Source organism: Actinocorallia sp. B10E7 (genome assembly GCF_039871655.1).
Lineage (GTDB): Bacteria > Actinomycetota > Actinomycetes > Streptosporangiales > Streptosporangiaceae > Actinocorallia.
Genome location: NZ_JBDPLZ010000003.1, coordinates 578,486 through 600,438, shown reverse-complemented (window position 1 = coordinate 600,438; position 21,953 = coordinate 578,486). Strand labels below are relative to the sequence as shown.

General features: G+C 70.1%; 23 protein-coding genes and 1 pseudogene. 14 read left to right on the top strand and 10 right to left on the bottom strand.

What is annotated here, in order from left to right; genetic code table 11:
* Window positions 1-200: 200 nt before the first annotated feature.
* A complete protein-coding gene (locus ABGB12_RS12840; protein ID WP_347677300.1) occupies window positions 201-953 on the top strand; it encodes a maleylpyruvate isomerase family mycothiol-dependent enzyme in 753 nt (250 codons plus the stop codon).
* Between the two features lie 20 nt (window positions 954-973).
* On the opposite strand, the gene ABGB12_RS12835 is transcribed toward ABGB12_RS12840, so the two are convergent.
* Window positions 974-1,600, bottom strand: coding sequence for a hypothetical protein (locus ABGB12_RS12835; protein WP_347677298.1), 627 nt, complete (start codon window positions 1,598-1,600; stop codon window positions 974-976).
* Window positions 1,601-1,791: 191 nt separating this feature from the next.
* On the opposite strand from ABGB12_RS12835, the gene ABGB12_RS12830 reads away from it, so the two are divergent.
* Both ABGB12_RS12830 and ABGB12_RS12825 read left to right on the top strand, forming a co-directional pair.
* Entirely contained in the window at window positions 1,792-3,906 is a 2,115-nt protein-coding gene (locus tag ABGB12_RS12830) for a sensor histidine kinase (RefSeq protein ID WP_347677296.1), read from the top strand.
* Window positions 3,903-4,553: a response regulator transcription factor gene (locus tag ABGB12_RS12825; RefSeq protein ID WP_347677294.1), complete on the top strand. Its 651-nt coding sequence runs from the start codon at window positions 3,903-3,905 to the stop codon at window positions 4,551-4,553. The genes ABGB12_RS12830 and ABGB12_RS12825 overlap by 4 nt, the downstream gene beginning before the upstream one ends.
* 2 nt (window positions 4,554-4,555) lie before the next feature.
* On the opposite strand, the gene ABGB12_RS12820 is transcribed toward ABGB12_RS12825, so the two are convergent.
* From ABGB12_RS12820 to ABGB12_RS12810, 3 genes are all read right to left on the bottom strand, one after another.
* Window positions 4,556-5,326 carry a glucose 1-dehydrogenase gene (locus ABGB12_RS12820; protein ID WP_347677292.1) on the bottom strand — a complete coding sequence of 257 codons (771 nt, stop codon included), beginning with the start codon at window positions 5,324-5,326 and terminating at the stop codon, window positions 4,556-4,558.
* Between the two features lie 73 nt (window positions 5,327-5,399).
* A complete protein-coding gene (locus ABGB12_RS12815; protein ID WP_347677290.1) occupies window positions 5,400-6,191 on the bottom strand; it encodes a hypothetical protein in 792 nt (263 codons plus the stop codon).
* Complete coding sequence (locus ABGB12_RS12810; RefSeq protein WP_347677288.1) at window positions 6,188-7,099, bottom strand: ATP-binding cassette domain-containing protein; 912 nt, start codon at window positions 7,097-7,099, stop codon at window positions 6,188-6,190. The genes ABGB12_RS12815 and ABGB12_RS12810 overlap by 4 nt, the downstream gene beginning before the upstream one ends.
* Before the next feature lie 123 nt (window positions 7,100-7,222).
* On the opposite strand from ABGB12_RS12810, the gene ABGB12_RS12805 reads away from it, so the two are divergent.
* Window positions 7,223-8,371 (top strand): histidine kinase, encoded by a 1,149-nt coding sequence (locus ABGB12_RS12805; RefSeq protein ID WP_347677286.1) that lies wholly within the window; start codon window positions 7,223-7,225, stop codon window positions 8,369-8,371.
* The gene (locus ABGB12_RS12800; protein ID WP_347677284.1) at window positions 8,368-9,015 is read left to right on the top strand and encodes a response regulator transcription factor; all 648 of its coding nucleotides are present in this window, start codon (window positions 8,368-8,370) and stop codon (window positions 9,013-9,015) included. Before ABGB12_RS12805 ends, ABGB12_RS12800 begins: the two co-directional genes overlap by 4 nt.
* Window positions 9,016-9,097: 82 nt before the next feature.
* Here ABGB12_RS12800 and ABGB12_RS12795 read toward each other — a convergent pair whose 3' ends face one another.
* Genes ABGB12_RS12795 through ABGB12_RS12785 form a run of 3 tightly spaced genes read right to left on the bottom strand, consistent with a single transcriptional unit; the run spans window position 9,098 to window position 12,203 of the window.
* Window positions 9,098-10,927: an FtsX-like permease family protein gene (locus ABGB12_RS12795; RefSeq protein ID WP_347677282.1), complete on the bottom strand. Its 1,830-nt coding sequence runs from the start codon at window positions 10,925-10,927 to the stop codon at window positions 9,098-9,100.
* A gap of 5 nt (window positions 10,928-10,932) precedes the next feature.
* Entirely contained in the window at window positions 10,933-11,679 is a 747-nt protein-coding gene (locus ABGB12_RS12790; protein ID WP_347677280.1) for an ABC transporter ATP-binding protein, read from the bottom strand.
* On the bottom strand, window positions 11,676-12,203 hold the full coding sequence (locus ABGB12_RS12785) for a PadR family transcriptional regulator (protein WP_347677278.1): 528 nt from the start codon (window positions 12,201-12,203) through the stop codon (window positions 11,676-11,678). Before ABGB12_RS12785 ends, ABGB12_RS12790 begins: the two co-directional genes overlap by 4 nt.
* An 83-nt stretch (window positions 12,204-12,286) precedes the next feature.
* On the opposite strand from ABGB12_RS12785, the pseudogene ABGB12_RS12780 reads away from it, so the two are divergent.
* Window positions 12,287-12,442, top strand: a pseudogene (locus ABGB12_RS12780) (hypothetical protein); the annotation flags it as partial.
* 63 nt (window positions 12,443-12,505) lie between these two features.
* Here the strand turns inward: ABGB12_RS12780 and ABGB12_RS12775 are convergent.
* A complete protein-coding gene (locus ABGB12_RS12775; RefSeq protein ID WP_347677741.1) occupies window positions 12,506-12,766 on the bottom strand; it encodes a hypothetical protein in 261 nt (86 codons plus the stop codon).
* 141 nt (window positions 12,767-12,907) lie between these two features.
* Between ABGB12_RS12775 and ABGB12_RS12770 the strand changes: the two genes are divergently transcribed.
* The 4 genes from ABGB12_RS12770 (at window position 12,908) to ABGB12_RS12755 (ending at window position 15,552) form a co-directional block, all read left to right on the top strand.
* Entirely contained in the window at window positions 12,908-13,135 is a 228-nt protein-coding gene (locus tag ABGB12_RS12770) for a hypothetical protein (protein ID WP_347677276.1), read from the top strand.
* Between the two features lie 72 nt (window positions 13,136-13,207).
* Window positions 13,208-14,041, top strand: coding sequence for a class I SAM-dependent methyltransferase (locus tag ABGB12_RS12765; protein ID WP_347677274.1), 834 nt, complete (start codon window positions 13,208-13,210; stop codon window positions 14,039-14,041).
* 325 nt (window positions 14,042-14,366) lie between these two features.
* Complete coding sequence (locus ABGB12_RS12760) at window positions 14,367-15,146, top strand: hypothetical protein (protein WP_347677272.1); 780 nt, start codon at window positions 14,367-14,369, stop codon at window positions 15,144-15,146.
* 46 nt (window positions 15,147-15,192) lie between these two features.
* Window positions 15,193-15,552, top strand: coding sequence for a hypothetical protein (locus ABGB12_RS12755; protein WP_347677270.1), 360 nt, complete (start codon window positions 15,193-15,195; stop codon window positions 15,550-15,552).
* Between the two features lie 200 nt (window positions 15,553-15,752).
* On the opposite strand, the gene ABGB12_RS12750 is transcribed toward ABGB12_RS12755, so the two are convergent.
* Window positions 15,753-16,550 (bottom strand): methylenetetrahydrofolate reductase, encoded by a 798-nt coding sequence (locus ABGB12_RS12750; protein WP_347677268.1) that lies wholly within the window; start codon window positions 16,548-16,550, stop codon window positions 15,753-15,755.
* Window positions 16,551-16,746: 196 nt separating this feature from the next.
* On the opposite strand from ABGB12_RS12750, the gene ABGB12_RS12745 reads away from it, so the two are divergent.
* Both ABGB12_RS12745 and ABGB12_RS12740 read left to right on the top strand, forming a co-directional pair.
* Entirely contained in the window at window positions 16,747-16,980 is a 234-nt protein-coding gene (locus tag ABGB12_RS12745; RefSeq protein ID WP_347677266.1) for a DUF2630 family protein, read from the top strand.
* 179 nt (window positions 16,981-17,159) lie between these two features.
* Window positions 17,160-17,987, top strand: coding sequence for a putative protein N(5)-glutamine methyltransferase (locus tag ABGB12_RS12740; RefSeq protein WP_347677264.1), 828 nt, complete (start codon window positions 17,160-17,162; stop codon window positions 17,985-17,987).
* Here the strand turns inward: ABGB12_RS12740 and ABGB12_RS12735 are convergent.
* Window positions 17,950-18,849: an oxygenase MpaB family protein gene (locus tag ABGB12_RS12735; protein ID WP_347677262.1), complete on the bottom strand. Its 900-nt coding sequence runs from the start codon at window positions 18,847-18,849 to the stop codon at window positions 17,950-17,952. The genes ABGB12_RS12740 and ABGB12_RS12735 overlap by 38 nt on opposite strands.
* 267 nt (window positions 18,850-19,116) lie before the next feature.
* Here ABGB12_RS12735 and ABGB12_RS12730 point away from each other — a divergent pair, with 267 nt between their 5' ends.
* Both ABGB12_RS12730 and secD read left to right on the top strand, forming a co-directional pair.
* Window positions 19,117-19,488, top strand: coding sequence for a hypothetical protein (locus ABGB12_RS12730; protein ID WP_347677260.1), 372 nt, complete (start codon window positions 19,117-19,119; stop codon window positions 19,486-19,488).
* Window positions 19,489-19,553: 65 nt separating this feature from the next.
* A complete protein-coding gene (secD, locus tag ABGB12_RS12725) occupies window positions 19,554-21,806 on the top strand; it encodes a protein translocase subunit SecD (RefSeq protein WP_347677258.1) in 2,253 nt (750 codons plus the stop codon).
* The last annotated feature ends 147 nt before the right edge of the window (window positions 21,807-21,953 follow it).

The window sequence follows — 21,953 nt, the reverse complement described above, 5'->3', positions numbered from 1 at the left end:
GTGGGGCCCGGATGCCCGGGCCCGCTGTGAAGGCCCTTGACGTCGGCGTGGCCGCTCGGCTTATGACGAACGCCACTCTAGGGAAGTGCCCGACATGGCGGGGCGAGAAGCCGGAACCCGCGCACGATCCTCGGAACACCCCGCGATGCGCGGCGGATCCGGTTGATGCGCGGCGGATCAGGCGCGGTTAGGGTGCGGCCATGATGGATCACCGTGTTTACTGCGACCTGCTGGAGCCCGAGCTGGTCCGGCTGACCGCCGCGCTCGGCGCGGCCGAGCCCGGGGCGTCCGTCCCCGGCTGCGACGACTGGACGGCGCTGGACCTCGCCCAGCACGTCGGGGTGGTCCACCGCTGGGCGACCCGGGTCGTGCAGACCGCCGCGACGGACCGGATCCCCTTCCGGGAGGTTCCCGTGGAATACCCGGCGCACTGGGCCGACTATCCCGGCTGGCTCGCCGAGGGCGGCCTGGCGCTCCTCGTGGCGCTGCGCGCGGTGCCCGGGGACGCGCCCGTCTGGGCGTGGGGCCGGGACCAGCACATGCGCTTCTGGTCGCGCCGCCAGTTCCACGAGACGATGGCGCACCGCGTCGACGCCGAGCGGGCCGCCGGGATTCCCCCGGTCATCGACCCCATCCACTCCGTCGACGCGATCGACGAGTTCCTCGAGAACATCTCCTACGGCCGCAACTCGGGCCCGGCCGTCGCCGCGGCGGGCGAGGCCGGGCCGGGCACCGTCCACCTGCACGCCACCGACGCGGACGGAGAGTGGATGATCCTCCTGGGGAGGGACGGCTACCGCTGGGAGCGGGGTCACGGCAAGGGCGACGTCGCGGTCCGCGCCCCCATCGCGGACCTGCTGCTGTTCACCCTCGGCCGCCGCGAGGCCGAGGGCCTGGAGACCTTCGGCGACCTGGATCTCCTCGCCCGCTGGACGCGGGCCTCGCGCTTCTGACCGCGGGAGGTTCCGGCTCCTCAGGAGCGGGCCGCCTCCGGCCGCAGCAGGAACACCACGCCCAGCGCCGTGTAGGTGACGAGCATCCAGCCGGTGAACGCGTACGCCATCACCTTGTCGCCGAAGGCGATCTTGGCGACCATGGCGACCACCAGCCACAACGAGCCGGCGAGCGGCAGCCACCGCGCGGGCCCCCGCCAGCGGCCGACCTTGATGACGGCGACGGCCGAGGCGAACATCGCGATCTGCGACAGCGGCCAGGCCGGATCGGTGATCGTCGCCCAGGCGGGCACCTCCTTGTAGGTCTCATAGGGCGCCGTGCCGAGGCTGCTGGCCATCGCGACCGGGAAGAGCACCATCGGGATGATCGGGAAGGCTTTGCCCTTGCGGTCCCCGGTGGCGCGGGCGGCCAGCACCACCGAGGCGAGCCCGAACAGCCCCAGCAGGTAGAAGACCGATGTGATCATGTCGTAGGCGTAGACCTCGTCGTCCTTCATCCCTTCGGGCTTCGTGATGAACGACGACGCCCAGACCAGCGGCCCGACGACCAGGGCGAGCCCGGCGAGCCGGGTGTGCCAGGCGGCGGGCCCGCGCCCCGGCATGGTTTTCGACGGATGGACCTCGCTGCGTTCCACACGGATGGACATGGGGTTTCCTCCTTCCGGACGGCGCCCTGCCGTCCGGTCTCCACCGTCCCGACCCGGAGTCCCGGGCGGCCAGGTACCGTCTTGCCCGTCGCGGTCCCTGATCGGGGAGAGGACATCAGGGACACCGTGTCCCGGGGGAAAGGGACACCGATCACGAGACCGGGGGCTTTCCGGCATGGCACGGTGGTAGGGTGAGAACCCCCGCCCCCCGGAACCCGGTGCTGGACCGAGTCCTGCGCGCCACGGCGCTGCTGCTGGCGCTGTGCGGTGCCGCGCTGGCCGCGGCCGCGGCCCGGCTGTCGCAGATCGTCCCGGAAGGCCCGGTGCCCTACCCGCTCGACTGGATCCACTGGGGCTCCTCGGGCGCGGGCCTGGCGCTGCTGCTGCCGGGCGCGCTGCTGGCCGTCCGGCTGCCCCGGCACTGGCTGGCCTGGCTGCTGGTCCTCGGCGGGACGAGCTCGCTGCTGGCGGCCTTCGGCGCGGTCTACGCCCCGTACTCGCTGCTGGCCCATGACGGGACGCTGCCGCTGACCGGCCTGTTCGTCTTCACCGGCTCCAGGTTCGGGCCGGTCATCCACGTCGTCATCCCGGCCCTGCTGGTGCTGTTCCCCACGGGAAGGCCGCCGACGGGCCGGTGGCGGATCCCCGCGCTCGTCGCGCTCGCCTGCATGTCCGTCGCGATCCTTTACATCCTGCTGGTGCCGTGGTCGGTGTTCTCCGTCGGAGAGCCGCTCATCCCGCAGCTGGCGCGGTTCACCCTGGACGTGTGGCAGCCGGGGTGGCTGAGGGAGTTCTGGGTCGAGGCGGGTCCGGCGGTGTTCCAGGTCGGCGCGAGCCTCTCGCTGGTGTTCTCGGTGGCGGTCTTCTTCAGCCGGTTCCGCGGCGCCGACACCGAACGCAGGGCGCAGCTGCGCTGGATGCTCTTCGCCGGGCTGGCCACGGTCGTGGCGATGCTGGGCACCATGCTGTTGCAGCGGATGTTCGGCTATCCGGAAGGTGCTTTCAGCTGGTCGGTCGAGGTCGTCTTCATCCTGGAGAACGTCTTCCTGGCCGCCGCGGTGATCGTCGCGGTGACCCGGTACCGGCTGTACGACATCGACCAGCTCATCGGCACGACCCTCCTGTACGGCGCGCTGGCGGCGGTCGTCGTCGCGGTCGACCTGGCGGTGTTCGTCGCCGCGAACGCCCTGGTGGAGGACCGTCTGGCGGGAGTCCTGGCCGCCGGGGTGGTGGCGGTGCTGTACTCGCCGCTGCGAGTGCGGCTGCAGCGGCTGGTCGACCGCATCCTCAAAGGCCGTGCCGATCCGTATGACGTGGTGTCGGTGCTGGCCCGCAGGCTCGAGGAGTCTCCGGGCCCGGACGAACTGCTGCAGGAGACCGCGAGGGGCGTGGCCTCGGTGTTCCGTTCGCCCTACGTGCGGGTGGAGTTGGACCGCCCCGACGGCACGACGGTGATCGTGGAGGAGGGGACGGCACGCGAGGACGTGGTGCTCCTGCCGTTCGCCTACCGGGACGTCCCGATCGGGAGGCTGGCGCTGGTGCCCCGCCCCGGCTCGCGCGGGTCGGAGCTGGACCAGCGCCTGCTGGCCGACGTCGTCCGGCAGGCCGCGGCGGCCGCCCGCGCGACCGCTCTCACCGAGGAGCTGCAGCGCAGCAGGGAGCAGTTGGTGACGGGGGTCGAGGAGGAGCGCCGCAGGCTGCGCCGCGACCTGCACGACGGGCTGGGCCCGGCGTTGGCGGCGGCGGGCCTGAAGATCCAGGCGGCGCGGAACCTGGCCCCCCGCGATCCCTCCGCCGCCGACCGGACGCTGGTGGAGGTCTCCCGCGACCTGTCGGCGGTGCTGGCCGACGTGCGGCGCCTGGTGCACGACCTGCGCCCTCCGGCCCTGGACCAGTTCGGTCTGCTCGGCGCGATCGAGCAGCAGGCGGCGAGGTTCGGCGGCGGGCGTCCGTCGGTCCGGGTGTCGGCGGAGGGCTGCCTGGCCGATCTGCCCGCCGCGGTGGAGGTGGCGGTCTTCCGGATCGTCGGCGAGGCGCTGAACAACGTCGTCCGGCATGCCGAGGCCGACCGCTGCACGGTGCGGCTGGAGGCCGGTGAGAGCGCCGTCCGGTTGGAGATCCGCGATGACGGGCTGGGCGTGCGGCCGGGGGCGCTGGTCGGGGTGGGGCTGGTGGCGATGCGGGAGCGGGCGCAGGAGCTGGGAGGGCACTGCTCGATCGGTCCCGGCCCGGGGGGAGGAACCGTGGTCGAGGCCCTCATCCCTGTCATCATGGACCGTGTACCCGCAGCGAAAGGAGCGGTATGACCCCTCGCGTCCTCATCGCCGACGACCATCCGGTGTATCGGGACGGCCTGAGCCTGATGCTCTCCTCCACCGGCGAGGTCGAGGTCGTCGGGACGGCCCGCGACGGCCGGGAGGCGGTGGAGCGGGCCGGTGAGCTGCGCCCCGACGTGGTGGTGATGGACCTGCAGATGCCGCGCCTGGACGGCATCGAGGCGACCCGCCGGATCGTCGCGGGGGAGTCCCCTCCCGGAGTCCTGGTCCTGACCATGCACGAGGACGACGAGAGCGTCTTCGCTGCGATGCTGGCGGGCGCGCGCGGCTACCTGGTGAAGGGCGCCGACCAGGAGGAGATCCTGCGGGCCATCACCGCGGTAGCGCACGGCGAGGTCATCTTCGGCCCGGCCCTGGCCGCCCGCGTCACCCGCTACTTCACCCTGCTGGCGGGCACCCGCCAGCCGATGGAGGAACCGTTCCCGGCGCTGACGGCCAGGGAGCGGGAGGTGCTCGACCTCATCGCCGCGGGCCTGTCCAACCCGCAGATCGCGGCCCGCCTGTACCTGTCGCCCAAGACCGTCCGCAACAACGTCTCGAACGTCTTCGCCAAGTTGCAGGTGGCCGACCGCGCCCAGGCGATCGTCCGCGCCCGCGAGGCCGGCCTGGGCCGCTGACGTCAGTGGCTGGAGAATCCTCCGTCGACGAACAGGCACTGCCCGGTGATGTAATCGGCGGCGGGGGAGGCCAGGAAGACGGCGGCTCCCGCGAAGTCGGCGGGCAGTCCGTTCCTGCCGATCATGGTGCGGGCCTCCATCCGCGCGCAGAACTCCGGATCGGCGGACGCCTGAGCGGTCAGCGGGGAGATGACGAACCCGGGCACGATGGTGTTCGCCCGCACCCCCGAAGGCGACCAGGCCTCGGCCTGCGACCGCGTGAGAGCGATGAGGCCTCCCTTGGACGCCCCGTACGCGCCGCTGTTGAAGAACGCCCGGAACGCTTGCTGGGATCCGACGTTGATGATGCGTCCCCATCCACGTCCGGCCATTCTCGGCCCGAACCGCTGCCCCAGCAGGAACGGCGCCCGCAGGTTGACGTCCATCGCCAGGTCCCACTCGTCTTCGGTGAGCACGTCCATGTGGGGGCGGGGATTGACCCCGGCGGAGTTCACCAGGATGTCGATCTCCCCGAACGCCTCGACGGCCCGCTCCGAGGCCTCCCGGATCTCGTCCCCGCGTCCGAGGTCCGCGCTGACGTAAGCGGCGTCGCAGCCATGGGACCGCAGTTCGGCGACGGTGTCGCGCAGCGCGTCCTCGCTCCGGGCGACCACCACGACCTTCGCCCCGGCCCGTCCCAACGCGACGGCCATGCCCCGGCCGATCCCGGAGCTCCCCCCGGTCACCAGGGCCACTCGCCCGTCCAGACCGAACATCTCCTGCAGATAGCCCATCGACTCTTCTCCAGATCAAGGCGGGGGATCGGACTCCCTGAACCTTACTAGGTAAAGGCGCCGGGCCTGTTGCTCAAACGTCCCTCCGGCGAACGACGAGCACGGTGACGACCACCGCGACCAGAGCCCAAGCGCCGAAGACGGTCCAGGCCTCGGCGAGCGTCACCGGGTACTTCGCCGGGTGGTCGGGGCGGGCGGGATTGTCCGTGAGGGCGCTCCATGCGGAGATCGGCATGGCGTTGCCGATCTCGGCGACCCAGCGGTAGGTCTCCCCGCGCACCAGCGCCGGGAGCAGGAAGAGCAGCCCGACGAGCGAGACCATCGTTCCGGTCGCGTGCCGGATCATCGCGCCCAGCGCCATGCCGACCAGCGCGCTCAGCGGTGCCAGCAGCGCCGAGGCGGCGATGGCCCGTGCCGTTCCAGGCGCGCCGAACGGCATCCCGACGCCTTCCTGGCCGTAGATCGCCTGGGTGATCCCGAAGGACGCGGCCGCGACCGCGGCCCCGAGGACCGACATGACCGCCGCGATCAAGATGATCTTGGCTGCGGCGACCTCGTGGCGGGCCGGGATCGCGGCGAAGGTCGTCCGGATCAGCCCGCTGGTGTACTCGCCGAAGATCGTGATGGCTCCGACGCTGCCCGCGATCAGCATGAGGATCTGGAAGGCGTCGGGCATGAAGGCCGCGTGCATCGGGTCGATGAACGACCGCTGCTCCTCGCTGCCGGAGCGACGGATGAGATCGACGTTGGAGCGGGCCGAGTTCGCGGTGATCCCGATGATCACCAGCGCGCCCGACAGCAGGACGAGAGAGGTCGACCGGAGGGACCACAACTTGATCCACTCGGCGGCGATGAGGCGATTCATCCGCTCTCTCCCGCCCGGTGGTCGGAGCTGTCCGCGGTGAGTTCGAGGAAGGCCTCCTCGAGCGAGGAGCCGCGGGGAACGAGCTCGTGCAGGACGATCCGATGATCGAGGGCGATCTCGGCGATCCGGTCCGTGCTGAGGCCGGTCACCGTGCATGAGCCGTCCCCCCGTGTTTCCAGCGCGGCGCCCTCGGACCGCAGGGCCCGTGCCAGCGCGCCGGGGTCGGGCGTACGGACGGTGACGCTCGGCCGGGTGCCGCGGGCCGCGAACCGGGCCAGCGGCTCGTCGGCGATCAGCCGCCCGCGCCCGATCACGATGAGGTGATCGGCGGTCTGCTCCATCTCCGACATCAGATGGCTGGAGACGAACACCGTGCGGCCCTCGGCGGCGAGCCGGTGGAAGAGCCCGCGCGACCAGAGCACTCCTTCGGGGTCGAGGCCGTTGAGCGGCTCGTCGAACAGCAGCACGGGCGGGTCGCCGAGCAGCGCGCCCGCGATCCCCAGCCGCTGCTTCATCCCCAGCGAGTACCCGCCGACACGGCGTCGGGCGACGGCCGCGAGACCCACCTCCTCGAGCACCTCGGTGACTCTGCCGCGCGGGATCGAGTTCGCGCAGGCCAGCGCCCGAAGATGGGCGTACGCGCTGCGCCCGGGATGAACGTCCTGGGCGTCGAGCAGAGCTCCGGCGTGCCGCATCCCCCGCCTGCGCTCCCGAAACGGCCGCCCGCCGATCGTGACACTGCCGGCCGTGGGCCTGTTCAAGCCGAGAGCCGTCCGCAGCGTGGTGGTCTTCCCGGATCCGTTGGGGCCCAGGAAGCCGGTGACGACCCCGGGCCGCACACGGAAGCTCAGACCGTCGACGGCCGTCGTCCGTCCGTATCTCTTGGTCAGTTCATGCGCTTCGATCATGCCGTCCACGCTGCCCGAGCGCGAAGCCGGGACACATCGGACCGTCGTCCACACCGCATCTACCCCGGGTGTACGACCGCGGGCCGATGCGCGGGGCGGACCCGCGCGCATACGATCACGGGCATGGACGCTCGGCCCCTGCTCAGACGTGTGCCGCCCGGGATCTGGGCGGCCCTTGCCTGGTGCGCGGCGCTCGCCCACATCTGGATCGGCGGGATCCGGCTGCCGGGCGAGTACGACGAGTTCGGGCCCGGCGGGAGCATCGCGGACCTGCCGCCCTCCAACCTGGTGACGCTGCTGATCGCCGTGCCCCTCACCATGGCCGGATGCGCGCTGCTCGGCCGCCGCTGGTCGACGTCGCTGGCCTTGCTGCTGGCGGGGGCGGTGACGATCGCGATGGCGCTCAACTCCTCGGAGATCACGTTCGCCGAGTTCCTGCCGGTCGAGGTCGCGCTGGCGTTCACCGCCGTCAGGCGCTCGCGGCAGGACTCGGCCGTCGCCCTGCTGCTCGCGGTGGGGACGTTGGCGGTCTTCGCCGGGGTACGGCTGGCGCTCGGGTTCGTGATCGGGACGTCGGAACTGCTGGTCGTCGCTCTGACGGCCGTCGTCGTCTGGCTGGCGGGGGTCTCGGTGCGGCAGGAACGTGAACACACCAGGACGCTGCAGGAGCAGGCGATCACCGATGAACGGCTGCGGATCGCACGTGAGCTGCACGACCAGGTCGCGCACACCATCGGGATCATCGCGATTCAGTCCGGAGCGGCGAAGATGGTGATCGGCACCCGTCCCGAGCAGGCACGCGAAGCACTGGACGCCGTCGAGAACGCCAGCCGCGAGACACTGGCGGGGCTGCGCCGGATGCTCGGGGCGCTGCGCCAGGCCGAGCCGTCGGCCGCACCCGCTCCAGGGCTGGCCGACGTGAAGAGGCTCGCCGCGTCCACCGCGGCCGCGGGTGTCCAGGTCGACGTGCGCTGGCGGGGACGGCGGCGCGCGCTGCCCGCCGAGATCGACCTGTCGGCGTTCCGCATCATCCAGGAATCGGTGACCAACGTCGTCCGCCACGCGCGGACCCCGCGCTGCAGCGTCTTGATCGAGCAACGCGACGGCGAGCTGGCCATCGAGGTCGTCGACTCCGGCCGGGGCGGCGACGGCGGCACGGGCTACGGCATCGTCGGGATGCGCGAACGTGTGAGCCTGCTGAACGGCGAGTTCTCCGCCGGGCCCCGTCCCAGTGGTGGCTTCCGCGTGGCCGCCATCCTCCCGGTGCCATGATCCGTGTCCTGCTGGCCGACGACCAGCCGCTGATCAGGGCCGGGCTCCGGATGGTGATAGCGGACGCCGCCGACCTCGAGGTCGCAGGCGAGGCCGAAACCGGGGAGCAAGCCGTCCGGTTGGCCGGGGAGTTGCTGCCCGACGTCGTCGTGATGGACATCCGCATGCCCCGCATGGACGGTATCGAGGCGACACGGATCATCGCGGCTGCCGGCGGCCCGTCCCGGGTCGTCGTGCTGACGACGTTCGACGAGGATGACCACGTGTACGGCGCGCTGCGGGCGGGAGCATCCGGCTTCCTGGTCAAGGACATGGCGCTCCCGGAAATCCTCAACGCGATCCGTGTGGTCGCCGCGGGCGACGCCCTGATCGCCCCGAGCGTCACCCGCCGCCTGATCGCCGAGTTCGCCACCCGCCCCGCGTCACCGCCCCGCAGGCCGAAGCCGGTCGCCGGTCTCACCGACCGTGAACGTGAGGTCCTCGTCCTCATCGGCACCGGCCTCTCCAACCCCGAGATCGCCGAATGCCTCCACATCAGTGTCGCCACCGTCAAGGCCTACGTGACCCGTCTGCTCTCCAAGCTCCAAGCCCGTGACCGCGTGCACCTGGTCATCCGCGCCTACGAATCCGGCCTGGCCCCCTGAGGTCTGCGCGGCCATCGATTTCCCGAGCGGCCTGAGGGCCCGCCGCAGCCACTCGCGCAGGGCATCTGGAGCATCGAGCAAGTCAGGCTTGGAGTGTCTCGGCCACGGGACGGCGGCCGCCGAGGCGGGCGGGGACCGCGGTGAGCGCCGCCACCACGAGCACGGTCGCCGGCACCAGGGTGAGCAGCTGCCAGAGCGGGGGAAGCGTGGCCCTGCCGCTGTCGCCGCCGGTGATCGCGTTGATCGCGTGGAACAGTGCGAAGCCTCCCGGGAGAACACCCACGATGGCGCCGGCGAGCGCGGGGAGCACCTGAGCGGCCGCCAGCGCCGCACTCACTTGACCAGGGGTCGCGCCGAGGGCGCGGGCCAGCGCGGAGGAACGCCGGTTGTCGAGCACCGTCGCCCAGGTGATGACGATGGCGTTGACCGCCGCCAGTGCGAGCAGGATGACCGTCCAGAGCAGGAGCACGTGCCGCAACGTCGCCACCTGGTCCTCGCTGTATCCGCCGGAGCCCGGCTGGGTTTCGAGGAAGGCGTCGAGCACCAGCAGGACGTAGATCCCGCTGACCGTGACCCCGATGCTGACCACGCTCAGCACCACACGTCGCGGCCGGCGGGCTGCGATCCGCAGAGCGAGCAGCAGCGGGACGGGCAGCCGATTCGAGAGAGCGATCAGCCAACCGGTGCGGTGAGGAGGGCGTGCTGCGTCGGCCAGTGCGCTGACGGTGCTGGAACGGGCCGCGCGCACGGCCGGAACAGCGGTCGCCACCATCGCGACGCCGAGTGCCACGGCCGTCACCAGACCGATCGTCGACCAGGTCAACGACGCCGTCCCCGCGCTGCCGACGAGGCCGGCACTGGACTCGGTGAGCAATGGAGCGGTCAGCGCTCCGATCGCCAGCCCGGCCGCCGCGGCGACGACGGCCACGAGGAGATACTCCGCGAGCAGCACGGCGGCGACCAGACCAGGGGTGCCGCCTACCGCTTTGAGGAGTCCGACGCGTCGGGTCTGATCGGCCATCCGGCCGCCGACCAGTACCGCGAGGCCGGCCACGGCGAGCAGGCCGAGCAGCCAGGAGCCGATCAGCAGCAGGATCTGGGAGTCCCGGGCCAGGTCGGTGGCGTCGGCGAGGATGTTCTGCCAGGTCCGCATGATCACAGTGTCGGCGGGGCCGCCGTTCCGGTCGGCGAACGCCTGGGCGTCGTTCGGGTCGGCCAGCTTCAGGTTCATCACGTAGGACAGGGTGCCTTGGTCCGGAGCGAGGCTCCGCGCATCCGCCTGGGTGAGCCAGACCAGCCCGGGATTGTGCAGCAACCCCGCCGGCAGGTTCCGGTCCTTGGGGATGACGCCGTTGACGCAGCCGGCCGAGACGATGCAGGACGCTCCGGGATAGGGCGGCATGGCGGCCGTGACCGCGACGCCGACGACCTTGAACGACCTGCCGCCCAGGGTGACCGAGTCGCCCACGCCCACGTCGAGCGAGTCGGCGAAGGCGGCTTCGAGTACCGCGCCGCCATCGCTGACCCAACCGCCCCGCGTCACCGCGGGCTGATCGACCGCCGCGACAGCGGCGTCGCGCCCTTCGACCTGTACGTCCGACGTCCGGCCTGACGCCTCGATCTTCTCCGCGACGACGGGGTACGGTCCGCTGTGTTCGGTCACGCCGGAGGCGGTGGCCAGTTTCTCAAGGTCGGCGAGGTCGGCGGCCTTGGCGACGTTGGCGACCACGTCGGGGCCTTTGGTCGTCGCCCGCGTGCTCTCGTACGGGTCGCCGGCCGCGTCGCGCAGGACGAGCCCGAGCGTCAGCGTCGTGGTAGCGGCCAGAATGGCGGTCAGCAGCAACGCGGCCTCGGTGCGACGCCGGCGGAGGTCGCGCAGGGCCAGGCGGACCACAAGGAGGATTCGCCCCATTCCGGTCAGTCCTCCAGTCCGATGAGCGCCCCGAGCTGACCGGTGGTGCCACCGGTCAGCCGGGTCTCGTCCACGAGCACGCCGTCGCGCATCGAGAACATCCGGTCCGCGGTGGCCGCGATCCGCGCGTCGTGCGTGACGACGACCAGCGTCTGCCCGGATTCGTGCAGGTCCTTGAAGAGCCGGAGGACGTCCAGGGTGGCGGTGCTGTCGAGGTTTCCGGTCGGTTCGTCGGCGAGGACGACCAGCGGTTCGTTGCACAGCGCCCGGGCGACCGCGACCCGCTGCCGCTGGCCGCCGGAGAGCGCGGAGGGCAGGGATTTCGACCGGTCGGCGATCCCGAGCCGATCCAGCAGCTCCTCCGCTCGCCGCCGTGCGGTCCGCGGCGAGCGTCCGGCGAGCAGCGCTGACATCTCGACGTTCTCGACGGCGGTGAGCTCCTCCATCAGGTGGAAGGACTGGAAGACATAGCTGACATCGGTCCGCCGCACCCTGGCCAAGGCCTTTTCGCTGATGTCGTCGATGCGGCGGCCGTTCAGCCACACCTCTCCACCCGATGGCCGATCCAGCCCCCCGAGCAGGTGCAGCAGCGTGGACTTCCCGCAGCCGCTGGGCCCCATCACCGCCACCGTCTCTCCCGCGCCGATGTCGAGATCGACCCCGTCGACGGCACGCACCGACCCTTCCCCCTCACCGTGCCTCTTGTGCAACCCGCGGGCGCAGAGCACGGACGTGCCGACGGCGTTACTCATGATCCGTTCCTCCGCTTGGTCCAGTTCTTCTCACATGCCTCGAGCCATCGCAGGTCCGCCTGAAGCCGGAGCGCGATGCCCTCCAACAACAGAGCCGCGTTCGAGCCGTCCGGCTCGGCCATGGCGGCGAGCTGGGTGTCACGCAGTCGGCGCAGCAGTTCGCGGCGCTGGGCGTCGACGATGGCGAGGGGGTCGGCCAGCCCGCCCGACGCGGCCGCGATCAGCTTGAGATGGAACTCCGCGAGGTCGGGTCTCGGCCAACTCACCTCGGCGATCCACTCGGCGACTCGCTGTTGGCCGTCGGGAGTGAGCGTGTACACCTTGCGATCCGGCCGGTCGGCGCCCCCGGCGGACCTCTCGACCGCCAGCAGGCCGGCCTTCTCCAGCCGGGTCAGTGTGACGTAGATGTGCCCGGCGTTCATCGCCTCACCGAGAGGGCCGAGCGCGTCACGCAACCGCGCACGCAGCTGGTACCCGTGCGAGGGCTCCTTGGCCAGCATCGCCAGCACCACTTCTTGCTGCACGATCCCCTCCAGATAACCGTTAGCCTATATCTAACGGTTATCTCCCACGGGGTGTCAAGCCGGGCGGACAGGGCCTACCCGGTGTGAACGGGGTCGAGGAACCTGCGGAGTTCTTGTCTGATGAGCAGAGGGCTGTGTATGGGAGCCTCGAGGAGCTGCCGTCGCTGTCGGATCTGGAGAAGTTCTTCTTCTTGGATGCGTTCGATCGGAACGTGATCTCGCGTTCGCGTCAGGATGCGCATCGTCTGGGGGGCGATCCAGATCTGCCCGGTCCGGTACAAGGGGCTGTTCTTGACGTTCCTTCACAGGCGGGCGTGGACGCACGCAGAGGGGCCGACGGCGTGGTTGTGGCGCAACCGGGTCCTGCTGCCGGGGGTGACGGTGTTGGAGCGACTGGTCGGCACGGTCCGGGAAGAGGCCGATGAGCGGTTGTTCGCGACGGTGGCGCGGCAGGCATCTCGTGCGGATTCGGGGTTGCCGCGGGCGTTGTTCGGGCTGTTGGAGGTTCCGGAGGGGGCGCGGTTCTCGGAGTTGGTGCGGGCGTTGAAGCGGGTGGATGACATCGCCAGGTTCGAGTTGGGCCGGGTGGAAGTGTCCAAGGTGCCGGTCCGGCGGATGAAGACCCTGGCCCGGTATGGGCGGGCGGCAAGACTCCGCTGCTGGCCAGGCTGCACGAGCCGCGGCGGACGGCGACTCTGGTGGCGGTGACCCGGTCGTTGGAGGCCGAGGCGATCGACGACGCCCTCGATCTGTTCGCGCTGCTCATGGCGACCAGGTTGATCAGCCCCGCGCGCCGCAAGGCCAGCGGGGACCGGCTGGCGATGCTGCCGAGACAAGTCGTTCTTACTGAGGGGGAACGCCCGCCAAGCACACCGCCGACCCCGTCCACCTCATGCGCGTCTTCAACATCGCCGCCACCGCTGCGTCGCTGAGCAGGCATCAAGACGCGCAGTCGGGTGAGGTGAGGCTGCGCGGGACCCACGGCGGCCTGCCACACTGCGGACATGAACGGAAACTCTCCCGACGGGCTCGCCGTGAACCGCGCCTTCTGGGATGCCCGTGCCCAGGCGCATGGCACGACCCCCAACGACACGCTCTACGACGTCGATTCGTTCCTGGCGGGCCGGCAGACGCTCTACGGGATCGAGCTGGAACTGGCCGGTGATGTGACCGGCCAGGACGTGCTGCATCTGCAGTGCCACTTCGGCATGGACACCCTCAACTGGGCCCGTCTGGGTGCCAGGGTCACCGGGGTGGATTTCTCGTCGACGGCGATCGTCCGGGCACGCGAGCTGGCCGAGCTCGCCGGGCTGACCGCCGATTTCGTCGAGGCGGACACGCAGAACCTGCCGTCCGACCTGGCGGGCGGGTTCGACCTCGTGATCGCCACCTACGGGGTGCTGTGCTGGATCGGGGACCTTGACGCGTGGATGCGCGGTGCGGCGATGGCGCTGCGGCCGGGTGGAAGGCTGGTGCTGGTCGACCTGCATCCCGCCTACCAGACCCTGGCCACCTACGAGCCGCTCGTGGCCGACTGGCCCTACGGCGGAGGACAGCCCCAACGTGAGGTCGTAGCGGGCACGTATGCGGACCCGGACCTGCCGATGGCCCCGCAGGAGGTGGTCCAGTACCCGCACTCGGTGGGCGAGATCGTGACAGCTGCCGCCGGAGCGGGACTGATCATCGACCGCCTCGGCGAACACACCGAGGCCGAATTCCCCGGCCGTCGCATCCTGCCCCAAGGACCCGACGGCACCTGCCGGTTCCCGTTCGGCGACACCTACCTCCCGATCCTCTACTCGCTCCGAGCAAAATCACCTCGAACGGCCACTGAGTAGCCGCCCGGCCCCGCCACCCTTACAGACAGACGGAACATCAGAACTGTCGCTCACTGTGAGCGCACAACAGGCCGTAGGTGGTGCGTATCTCTCCCAAGACAACCTTCAGCAGGCGGCCCGGTATCTGGGATGGCGCTCGGCCGGGCGGCTGGAGCGTCGGCGCGACGGCGGCCGCGCTTCACGCGGACCGTTCGTCGTGGCGCATGGGGCACCATGGCCGTTTGCGGCCAGCGACGGCTTGCCGGACGCCGCGTGTTCCCCGACCCGGTCGAGGCGGACATTCGAGATCATCATCGCGATACCGGGCCGAGTGAACAGGAGCGTGATGGCCACGACCGTGACCGACGACGGATACACGCTGTGGTACGAGGCGCAGGGGGAAGGGCCCGGCATCGTCTTCCCCTCGCGGATGCGCGCCGAGCACTCCGCGCTGGCCTCCGCCCTGGCCACGCACGGATATCGGGTGGTGCGCTACAAACCCCGGCAGGTCGTCGGTGCGATGGAGACCGAGGAAGAGGCCGGCGGACCCTGGGACCCGACCGCCTGGAGCACCTACCCGCTGGAGTTGGAGATCGCCGACCTGCACACCGTGGCGGACGCCGCGGGCGTGGGCGACTTCGTCCTGGCCGGCTATTCGGGCATGGCCGCCCTGGCGGGATTCCTGGCCCCTGCCACCGCCCGGGCGGCCGGCCTCATGATCGGCGGATTTCCGCTGCTGAGCGACCACGGCTACTGGCTCGGCTACGTCGAAGGAGCCCGCACCGCCTTCCTTCAGGCCGGACGCCAGGACAAGGCGAACGAGCAGCACCTGGGCATCCTGCTGTACCGCGCGTGGGCCGAACGCGACGACATCCCGGCGCTCCAGGCCCTCAAGGGCCCGAAAATCCTGTGGTACGGCTCTCGGGACAGCGAACCCGAATGCCGCATGTACGACTACACCGGCGGAAGCGCCATCGCCCGCCGCGTCACCGAACACACCGAGCAGCTGCGCCACGCGGGCTTCGAGGTCATCGAGTTCGAAGGCCTGGACCACATCGCCGCACTGGCCACCACCGACGTGATCGCCCCTCGGCTGGCCGCCGCCCTGACCGCAGCAGGCTGGTAAGAGTTCTGGCACGGCCGCCTGCACACAGCCGTTGTACGAAGGCACGTTGTTCAGGGGCACGAACCAAGGCGGCGACGCCGTCCTGACCATGGGGTTCGAGCTGGATCAGGGAGAGCCGGTCGCCCGGCGCCTCGAAGATGGCCCCGGCGGGCCACCCCGCTTCGGCGACCTCCAGTTCGGGTTCGACCTCATCGTGGACGGCAAGCCCACCTCCCAGCTCGTCGGCAATGGCGCCAAGCCCTTCCAGGTGACCGGCGAGGGAACTCGCCAGAAGTACCAGAACGTCTACTACGGCTGGCCCTTCGGCGGCCATAGCGGGGTGAGCCTCGAAGCTCTCGACGGTGGCCATTGGATCGAGGAGAAGGACACTTATCTGCTGGAAGAAGGGATCGAGGGCTGTACCTGAACCCGCCTGGCACCGACCAAGGCCAACGGCTGTGCGTCGGCGCCACGGTGTCCGCAGCCGTTCCAGCTAGGACCTCCGCTCCCGAACGTGTCTCCAACCGCCAGGTAGGTAATGATCGCGTTGCGGTGCTCTCGAAGGGTGTCGGGATTAACTCTCATCCCGACACCCCGCCGCGAAGCCCGTCCGCGCCTTGGAGGTCATCAGGGACTCCCGGGAGGCTTGCGGAGGAGGGGTTCGAGGCGGGCGGCGGTCTGGCGGTATCGGCTGACGGGGACGAGGTGGACGCCGTCGAAGGCGCCGCTGTCGCGGATGGCCAGGACGTGTTCGCAGGCGGCGGCGATGCCGGCGTCGGGATCGTGTTCCACGGCTTGGACGAGTGCGTCGGGGATGGTGATGTCGGGGATGGTGGCGGCGAGGTTGCGGGCCATGGTCGCGCTGGCCAGGACCATCACTCCGGCGTAGACGGGTACGTCGATGGTGACGGTCTCACGCCACCGCAGCAGGTCATCCAGGCTGTAGCTGACCTGGGCGAACACGAAGTCGGCCTGCTGCTTCCAGGCGGGCAGGGGCCGCATGCCGGAGGCGACACCGATCTGGAACCGCGGATGCCCTGCGAAGACGGGGTCGGAGGTCGCGGCGCGGGCCTGGTCGAGCATGGACCGGACGGTGAGTTCGCCGGTGCGGTTGCCGGAGGCGGGCTTGTCGCCGTAGACGAACAGGAACCGCTGGACGCCGTAGGCGGCGGCGGTCAGCAGGTCCCGCTGGAAGCCGAGCAGGTTGCGGTCGCGGGCGTTCAGGCAGGCGATCCCGGTCGCTCCCATCGCCTGCACCTCGTGCGCGACCGCCACACTCGACACCGTCGCCCGCCCGATGTGGTTGTCGGGGATCAAGAACGCGTCCGCGACGGCGTCCAGTACCCCGATCTGGTGCCGCACCCGCCGGAGATCCGGCCGGGTCGGCGGCTCGATCTCACACACCACCTCGAACCCACGTGTCATGCCATCACCCTAGACGGCCGACCACCGGGCTCGCAGAGCCATGATCAATCTCGGCGCGATCGGTTGTCCGCAGGTTCCTTTCTTACCTTACTACGTAAAGGCGTCAGGTGGGTAACCCCACAAAAAACCATAAAAAGGACTAAAGACTCATCAACGAAAGAGCTTGTCCGGAGGCCGTCGGGGCATGAGGTGTTCCATGAGCGATGAGCAGATCATGGATCGGATCAGGCGGATGATCGATGAGGAGCATCGACTGCGCGAGTCGGACGATCCCGATAGGGCGTCGCTGGTGAAGGGGATCGAGGAGCAGTTGGACGTCTGCTGGGATCTCCTGCGCCAGCGACGGGCGGCCCGTGATGCCGGGGCCGGGAGCGGCGCCGAGCACATCCTGGCCCGTCCGGTGGACGAGGTGGAGAACTACAAGCAGTAGGACGTGGGGAAAGCCCGCCGTGCCGATGATCTCTTCCGGTAGGGTGGGTGCTCTCAGGCGGGACGTGCGAGGAGGTGAGACCCATTACTGCTGGTTGGAGCGGGGTGTTCTCACCTGACGGCCGTGGAGTCCGCCGGCTCGGGTGACAGGGAGGACGCCCCTTTTCGGAAGGCGTTCTCGTGGCTGTTCCTCTTTCTTCTGCTGCTCTGTCCCGTGTCGTCGCGCGGTTGCGTGCGGCCGGTTGTGTCTTCGCCGAGGACGAGGCGGAGCTGCTCGTCTCGGCGGCCGGTGATGAGGCCGGGTTGGAGGGCCTGATCCGGCTCCGGGTCGAGGGTCTGCCGTTGGAGCAGGTCGTGGGCTGGGCGGAGTTCCGTGGTCTGCGGGTCGAGGTGGATCCGGGGGTGTTCGTTCCTCGCCGCCGTTCGGAGTTCCTGGTCGATGAGGCGGTCGTACTGGCTCGTCCGGGCGCCGTGGTCGTCGATCTTTGTTGTGGTTCGGGTGCGCTGGGCGTCGCGTTGGCGGAGGCCGTTTCGGGGGTCGAGTTGCACGCCGCGGATGTGGAGCCGACGGCGGTGCGGTGTGCGTGGCGCAATGTGGGTCGGGTGGGTGGCCGGGTGTATGAGGGTGATCTGTACGGTGCGTTGCCGGGGGTGTTGCGGGGCCGGGTCGAGATCCTGCTGGCGAATGTTCCGTATGTACCGAGTGGTGCGGTGTGTTCGTTGCCGACGGAGGCTCGGTTGTACGAGCCGAAGGTGGCGCTCGACGGTGGCGTGGACGGTTTGGAGGTCCTGCGCCGGGTGAGCGGGGAGGCGTCGGGTTGGTTGGTGCCGGGAGGCCATCTGCTGGTGGAGGTCAGTGAGCGCCAGGCCGACCGGGCTTTGGAGGTCTTCTCCGGTGATGGCCTTGTCGCGAGGTCCGTGGGTTCGGAGGAGTGGGGTTCGTGCGTGGTGGTGGGTTCCAGGCCGCTGCTCAGGAATGGGGCACGTAGCGTTCTTTGCGGGTCTTGACGCCGATGAGACGCATCGTGGTGAGCAGGCACCAGCGGTTGAGGTGAGGAGGGATCAGCGGGGTGAGAACGCGCAGGGCCGCGGCCATCCGATCGAAGCGGCGCTGCTCGGCCTGGCTCCAGGCGATCCCGAATCTCCTCCTGACCTGCTCGGGCAGGCACCCGACGGCGATCAGCGTGCCGAAGCGCCGCAGCAGCGGCCGCTGGGCCCGGATCAGAACGGACGGGATGAACGGCACCTTCCCGATCCCGACGGTGCGGGCGATGTGAATCGACTGCTCGGCGGGAGCGGTCAGCTCCAGCCGTTCGGCGCAGAACGCCTCGAACGCCTGCTGGAATGCGGCGTAGTCGGCCGGCACCGGCCGCATCGTCACCCCGTAGCCCGCGTACCAGGTGACGGTCTCGGCGTACAGTTGCTCCTTGTCGGCGTCGCTCAGCCAGTCGGCCGGGAAGAACAGTTCGGCGGTACGGAACATGTGCCACGTGAACGTGGCGTGCGCCCACCAGAAGGTCTCGGGGTCAAGGGCGTGGAAGCGGCGGCCCGAGGAGTCCACGCCCTTGATGTCCTTGTGCAGGTCGCGGATGCGGCGGGCGCGGTCGGGGCCGTCGGGTTCGAAGATCGTCGCCCAGATCTGCGGGACCGATCTCCAGATCCGGCCGAACGGGTCGTCGAAGAACCCTGACTGCTCGGCCACCGCCGTCCCCAGCGGGGGATACATCAGCTGCAACAGTCCGGTCGCCCCGCCTGGAGCGGCCGCCCGCAGGTCGCCCGCGATCCGCCACAGCAGCGAATTCGGGCCCAGTGGCACCGCACCGGCCTCCGGTGCTTCGCTCCCGTCTCCGGACGGCTCCGAGGTCGCCATGCCCGCTCCCTTTTCCTTCGGCATGAAACAATGGCACGGATTTGTCTCAAGTGTCCAGAGGTCGGAGAGTAGGGCCCGGGCACAGCCTCCGCCTCGACGCTCCCCGCCTGCGCTCCGAAGAAGCATCGGTTGAACCGGCCGTGGCCGGGGATGGCGCAGGAGGTGTCGGGGAAGGGGATGAGGGGGCTGCGCCGCGTCCCCGGGTGGTGCCGGGTCGGCGCGGGTAGGCTGATCACTTCTGGGTTTCCGGCGGGCGAGGGGGCGGACATGGCCGTGTGTGCCGTCGCGGCTTCCCCGGTGCGGGCAGAGCGGTCTCTGCGGCTGGTGGTCCTGCTGGCCGTGCTGGGGATGCTGGGGCTGGCTCCGGCCTCCCGGCCGGCCTCGGCGGCGGGCCATGGCGGGCTGGCGCAGGCCGTCTCGCAGGCGGCCGCGGACCAGGACTGCTCGGTGCCGCCCCGGATCTTCCGGGGGGTGCAGCCCGAGCAGCCGGCCGTGTCGGCCGTCGTTCCCCATGCGGTGATTCTGCGTCGGCCCTGTCCGGTGGCGCGGGTCGAGGACCGCGCGTGGCGTGGGTCGGTGGGTGCCTGGTTCGCGGTGTCGCGGGCCGGGCGGGCCCCGCCGTTCTCCTCAGGCATCTGACGTTTCCCCCTTTCTTCTCGTTACGCGGCCCCCCGGCGGGCCGTGCCATGCCTGTTGGAGTTCCTTTGACACGTGCGACACGGATACGGGCGCTGCTGGCGCTCGCCGTCCTGGCCCTGGCCGCTTACATCACGGTGACGACACCCGTCCGGCTGGGGCTGGACCTGCGGGGCGGCACGCAGATCGTGCTGGAGACCCGCGACTCGGCCACGGTGAAGGCGACCTCGGAGGTCACCGACACCACCGTGGAGACGCTGAGGCGTCGTGTGGACGCGCTCGGTGTGGCCGAGCCGCAGCTGGTGAGGTCCGGTGACAACCGGATCATCGTGGAGTTGCCCGGCCTGCAGGATCCGCAGAAGGCCGTGGACGTCCTGGGCCGGATGGCCGAACTGAGTTTCCATCCCGTCCTGGGGTACGCAGAGGAGCAGACCGGGCCGAAGGCCGGTGAGCTGGTGGTGCCCGACGAGGACGGGCAGAAGCTGCGGCTGGGTCCGGCGGGGCTGACCGGTGCGGACGTGGGTGGGGCCTCGCCAGGCAGCAATCCGCAGTCGGGGCCAGGCTGGTTCGTCAACGTCGACTTCAAGGGCCAGGGGGAGGCCAAGTGGGCGAAGCTGACCGGTGACGCGGCCTGTCAGCCGGGGGGTGATCCTCGGCGGAGGGTGGCGATCGTGCTGGACGGGAAGGTCATCTCCTCGCCGCAGGTCGTCGAGTCGGTCCCCTGCGGGGTCGGTATCACCGGCGGGTCGACTCAGATCACCGGGGACTTCACGTTCGAGAGCGCGGAGGAGTTGGCGCTGCTCATCAGGGGTGGCGCGCTGCCGGTGCCCGTGACGGTGATCGAGCAGCGGACCGTCGGCCCGACCTTGGGCGCCGAGGCGATCTCCGCCAGCGCTCAGGCCGCGATCATCGGCACGATGCTGACCTCGTTGTTCATCATCATCATCTACCGGCTGCTGGGGTTGCTGGCCGCTGTGGCGCTGGCCTGCTACGGGCTGATCTCCTATGCGGTGCTGGCCGGGTTGGGCGCCACCTTGACCCTGCCGGGGCTGGCCGGTTTCGTTCTGGCGATCGGTATGGCGGTCGACGCCAATGTGCTGGTCTTCGAACGTGCCCGTGAGGAGTACCAGGAGCCGCGCACCACCCTGCGCACCTCGTTGGCCGCGGGTTTCCGCAATGCCTTCAGTGCCATCGCCGACTCCAACGTCACCACTTTGGTCGCGGCGGCGCTGCTGTTCTTCCTGGCTTCGGGTCCGGTGCGCGGGTTCGGTGTCACTCTGGCCATCGGTGTGCTGGCGTCGATGTTCAGCGCCTTGGTGATCACCCGTGCGCTGGCCGAGGTGGTGTTCTCGCGCCGCGCCGTGCAGAGGCGTCCCGCCATCACCGGTATCGCCCGGCCGGGCCGGGTTCGCGAATGGCTGCAGCGGCGTGATCCGCATCTGATGCGCTATGCCAGGCGGTGGCTGGCGCTCTCGCTGCTGGCCGTGGTCGTGGCGGGTTCGGGCATCGTGGTGCGCGGGTTGAATCTGGGGGTGGAGTTCACCGGCGGGAGGCTGATCGAGTACTCCTCGTCGGTTCCCGTGGACGTCGACCGGGCCCGTGCTCTGCTGGTCGAGGCCGGGCAGCCGCGCGCGGTGGTCAACGCCTCCGGTGAGGGGGAGCTGACCGTGCGGACGGGGCCGTTGAGCAACGCGGAGGAGGCCCGTGTCACCCAGGCACTGGGTGGTCTGGCCGGGGATCTGAGCAAGGTCAGGGACGAGTTGATCGGGCCCAGCCTCGGCGATGAGCTGCGCCGCTCGGCGATCATCGCGCTGATCGCGGCGTTGTTGATGCAGATGGCCTATCTGGCGTTCCGGTTCCGCTGGAGTTTCGCGGTGGCGGCGGTGGTCGCGATGGCCCACGATGTGTTGATCTTGGTGGGGGTCTTCGCCTGGCTGGGCAAGAGCCTCGACGGTGTCTTCCTGGCGGCGCTGCTGACCGTCATCGGTTACTCCGTCAATGACTCCGTGGTCGTCTTCGACCGGGTCAGGGAGCTGACCGCGACCGGGGGCAGGTCCTTCGCCCGGCTCACCAGTACCGCGATCTACCAGACGATTCCCCGTACGATCAACACCGGTATGGGGGCGGTGTTCATTCTGGCGGCGCTGCTGTTCCTGGGGGGCAGCACTCTGAGGGACTTCGCGCTGGCGCTGCTGATCGGTGTGCTGGTCGGTACTTATTCCTCGGTGTTCACCGCTTCTCCGCTGGCGGTCGTGCTGCACAGGGAGGGGCCGCGTCCCAGCGGGGACAAGTCCGAGGCGGCGGTGCGGCAGCCCGCCTGAACCGGTGCGGGCCCCGCTGGAGGGGCGGGGCCCGCGTCCTGGGAGGAATCTCTCTTTTCTGACTGGAACGCCGGGTGAAACATGGTCATTGTCATATTCCAGCCGATCTCGTGTTTCGCGTGTTCCCCTGGCAGACGGGTACCTTCG